Genomic DNA, 4,086 nt, shown 5'->3' on the forward strand with positions numbered 1-4,086 from the left:
TCGGCCATGAAGGGCCTTCGCTCGCAGAAGCGGCGAGACATTCCAGCGTCCGAAATACATCGACTAGCGACATCAAGCCAGGGCGATGGAGCCCGCTTAGAGGATTTGACGATTGCGTCGCGCGTCGGATGACTTTCGGCCATGGAAGGGTTAGCGATGCGGCTACCCCCGGCTGGTAGACGTCTAGGTGCTTTGACGGTCGATTATGGTGAAGCCAGTATCGATCTTGACGTGCACAGGCTGATGCCCGGCTGCCGAGCTTTGCGCAAAGCGCGACAGTAATGATTCGGCCGCTTTCACGCCGATGACGGCGCCTTCGACTCGCACTGTCGAAAGAGAAGGATAGATGTGCGCGGCAGAGCTTAGATCCCCGAAGCCCATCACAGCAATCTGCTCAGGTACGCTCATTTTCCGACTGGCTGCTTCGGCAAGCACCCCCTGCGCGAGCGTATCGGAACTGCATACGACGATTTCCGGCGGCGTCTCATCGAACAGACGGGCCGCGCCTTCGCGCCCGGCTTGCACGGTGGCCGGTGCAGGGAGGATCGCGAACGTAGCTTTGTCAATGCCGTGTTTCGCGAGTTCGGCGATCAGGCTCCTGCAGCGGCGCAAACCTCGCGGATCATCGATGGAAACGACGCCGAAGCGCTTGTAACCTTTCGCGAGAAGGTGCCGCGCGACTTGCTTGCCTACTTCTTCGTGCGAGAAGCCAATGACGGTGTCGATCGGTTTGTTGGTGAGATCCCAGATTTCGACGACCGGAATCTTGGCTTTGACGAGCCGCTCGACTGTCGCCTTGGTATGGCTTGTACCGGCGAGCACGATCCCATCAGGCCGCCTGCCGAGAATCGCTTCGACTAAGGCTTCTTCGCGAGCTGTCGAGTAAGCGGTGAGACCCAAAAGCGTCTGATAACCCGACGCGGTCAATTTGTCGACGAGCGACTGCACGGTCTCCGCAAAGATAGAACTTGCGATGGTCGGCAACAGGATGGCGACCAGCCGGCTTTTGCTGCTGGCCAGTCCGCCCGCAAGCATGTTGGGCACGTACCCGGTGGCCTGGACCGCTTCAAGCACCTTCTTCTGGGTGTCGCTACGAACGAGTTCCGGCCGATGAAGGGCACGGGAGACTGTCATCGGCGCAACGCCCGCCACCCTTGCCACATCGATAAGCGTCACGCTCTGGAGCACGCCCGCTTCGGTCGTTTGCCGGTTATCGCTTTTCTTGGCCATTTCAGAGTACTGGATCTAACGATTAGTGCGCAACAGCATTAGACCACGAACCGCATCGAACCCATGCGGAAACGCAAGCAGGCCCATGCCGCAAGGGTAAACGACAATGGTTGCGCAATCAATGAGCGAGCATGATTGCGCAATCATGACGAGACGCGGCGCTCGGTGCGGCGACTGAGCGCCGACCGTCGAGACAAACGGAGGCGGCAGTGGTTACTCGGAGCAGCATTCCAGACAATGGCAAGCGCACGCGAGTGCGGTGGTTCATTCTCGCGATGATTTTCATCGTTACGGTTTTCAACTATGTAGACCGCGCGACGTTATCGATCGCCGCGCCGAGCATGCGCCACGACCTCGGTTTCGACGCGTTGACAATGGGCATTGCCTTCTCGGCGTTCGGCTGGGCCTACACCGCGATGCAGATTCCCGGCGGTCTCATTCTTGACCGTTTCGGCGCCCGGACCGTGCTCGGCATCAGTCTGATTCTGTGGTCGGCACTGACGTTCGCCCAAGGTTTCGTTCATCTGTTTGCGTCAGCATTCGTGGCGCTCTTTGCCTTGCGCTTCCTGATGGGAATCGCGGAATCGCCGGCGTTCCCGTGCAACAGTCGTCTTACCGTCATGTGGTTCCCGAGCGCCGAGCGCGGTCTCGCGACGTCGGTGTTCCAATTGGCACAGTACTTCGCGCTCGCAGTGTTCACGCCGGTCATGACGTACACCGTGAGCATGTGGGGTTGGCATTACGTCTTCTACACGACCGGCGCTGTGGGCGTTCTTCTAGGATTCTGGTGGCTCAGGTCGGTGCGGGAACCACAGCGCGATCATCGCGTGAGTGCGGCCGAACTTGAGTACATCGCGGCAGGCGGTGGTCTGCCGACCATCGGCGACAGCCCGCAGCCGTTCAAGTGGAAACAGGTGAGGGCAATCGCTGCGAACCGCATGATGATAGGCATCTATATCGGCCAGTTCTGTCTGACGTCGATCACCTGGTTCTTCCTGACGTGGTTCCCGACCTACCTAATCGAAGCGAAAGGCATGTCGATCCTTAAGGTCGGCATGGTGGCGGCGCTGCCGGCAGTGGCAGGTTGCGTGGGCGGGCTTGTCGGTGGCCTCTGGTCCGACTGGATGCTTAAACGCGGTTTCAGTCTCACCGCCTCTCGGAAGACCCCGATCATCTGCGGCCTCGTTCTGTCGAGCACGATCGTGGTTGCCAACTATGTGCATTCGACGACGATTGTGATTCTCGTCATGTCGATTGCGTTCTTCGCCAAGGGCGTCGGCAATTTGGGCTGGTGCATTGTCGGCGACGTTTCACCCAAGCGCGCGATGGGCATCAGCGGCGGAATCTTCAACCTGTGCGGCAATCTCGCGAGCATCGTTACGCCGCTTGCGATCGGCTGGATGATCAAGAGCACCGGGTCGTTTGAAGTCGCGCTGACTTACATCGGTGCGCTGTCGCTGCTTGGCGCGTGCTCATACCTGCTGATCGTCGGAAAACTCCAGCGTCTGGAAACCGACGACGAAGGCGACGGATCGCGCAAGAGCGCCACCGCCTCCCTCAAACCGCGCCACGGCCACTGAGTCGCCGCCTCCCAACACCTTATCGCAAGGAGCCCCTCCCATGAATGCCACATCTTCGCTCATCGCTGGACCGTCGAACGACTCGATCAAGTGGATTCGCGTTGCATCCACGTTTCTTCCGCTCGCCAACCCGATCAGCGACGCCAAAGTCCTGACGGGTCGGCAGAAGCCGATGACAGAGATCGCCATTCTGTTTGTCGAAATCGAGACGGCAGACGGTCATCGCGGGCTCGGCTTCAGTTATTCGAAGCGTGCCGGTGGCCCTGGCCAGTTCGCGCATGCGAAGGAGATCGCTCCTGTGCTCATCGGCGAAGACCCGAGTGACATCGCTCGATTGTGGGACAAGCTGGCGTGGGCAGGGGCATCGGTAGGGCGCAGTGGCATGGCGGCACAGGCGATCGGCGCGTTCGACGTTGCACTGTGGGACCTGAAGGCTAAACGCGCGAATCTGTCGCTTGCCAAGCTCCTCGGCGCCCACCGCGATTCGGTGCGTTGCTACAACACCTCGGGCGGGTTCCTTCACACGCCACTCGATCAGTTGCTTGTCAACACCGACGCCTCGCGCGAGAAGGGAATCGGCGGGATCAAGCTCAAGGTCGGGCAACCAGACTGTGCGATTGACATTCACCGGGTCCAGACGGTGCGCAAGCATTTGGGTGACGCCTTTCCGTTGATGGTGGATGCCAATCAGCAGTGGGACCGGCCGACCGCTCAACGTATGTGCCGCACCTTCGAGCAGTTCAATTTGATCTGGATCGAGGAGCCGCTCGATTGCTATGACGCGGAAGGTCACGCTGCGCTGGCTGCCCAGTTCGATACGCCGATCGCAACCGGCGAAATGTTGACGAGCGTATCCGAGCACTGGGAGTTCATCCGTCAGCGCGGCGCGGATTACCTGATGCAGGACGCGCCGCGTGTCGGCGGCATTACGCCATTCTTGAAGGTCGCGACGTTGGCTGATCACGCGGGGCTGATGCTGGCGCCGCACTTCGCGATGGAATTGCACGTGCATCTCGCGGCTTGTTATTCCCGTGAACCCTGGGTCGAACATTTCGAATGGCTTGAGCCGCTGTTCAACGAGAAGCTGGAGACGCGTGACGGCCGGATGTTGGTTCCGACACGACCGGGCCTGGGGCTCACACTGAGCGACCGCGTAGCAGGCTGGACGGCTCAAGAGGCGGAAGTCGGTATACGCGGCTGACGCAAGGCCGTCAATCAAGGCGACATGGCCGCTCGTCGCTGGGAAGGTGCTTGGGAGAGGTTCGGACGCTCCCGA

Annotated in this window: 3 protein-coding genes; 2 read left to right on the forward strand and 1 reads right to left on the reverse strand. The window is 60.3% G+C overall.

Annotated elements, in window-relative coordinates; genetic code table 11:
• Nucleotides 1-183: 183 nt before the first annotated feature.
• The gene (locus QCE58_RS33840) at nt 184-1,230 is read right to left on the reverse strand and encodes a LacI family DNA-binding transcriptional regulator (RefSeq protein WP_250522308.1); all 1,047 of its coding nucleotides are present in this window, start codon (nt 1,228-1,230) and stop codon (nt 184-186) included.
• Nucleotides 1,231-1,505: 275 nt separating this feature from the next.
• Here QCE58_RS33840 and QCE58_RS33845 point away from each other — a divergent pair, with 275 nt between their 5' ends.
• Nucleotides 1,506-2,810 (forward strand): MFS transporter, encoded by a 1,305-nt coding sequence (locus QCE58_RS33845; RefSeq protein ID WP_250522323.1) that lies wholly within the window; start codon nt 1,506-1,508, stop codon nt 2,808-2,810.
• Between the two features lie 40 nt (nt 2,811-2,850).
• The gene (locus QCE58_RS33850; protein ID WP_309781236.1) at nt 2,851-4,011 is read left to right on the forward strand and encodes an L-talarate/galactarate dehydratase; all 1,161 of its coding nucleotides are present in this window, start codon (nt 2,851-2,853) and stop codon (nt 4,009-4,011) included.
• The last annotated feature ends 75 nt before the right edge of the window (nt 4,012-4,086 follow it).

Source organism: Caballeronia sp. LZ028 (assembly GCF_031451415.1).
Lineage (GTDB): Bacteria > Pseudomonadota > Gammaproteobacteria > Burkholderiales > Burkholderiaceae > Caballeronia > Caballeronia zhejiangensis.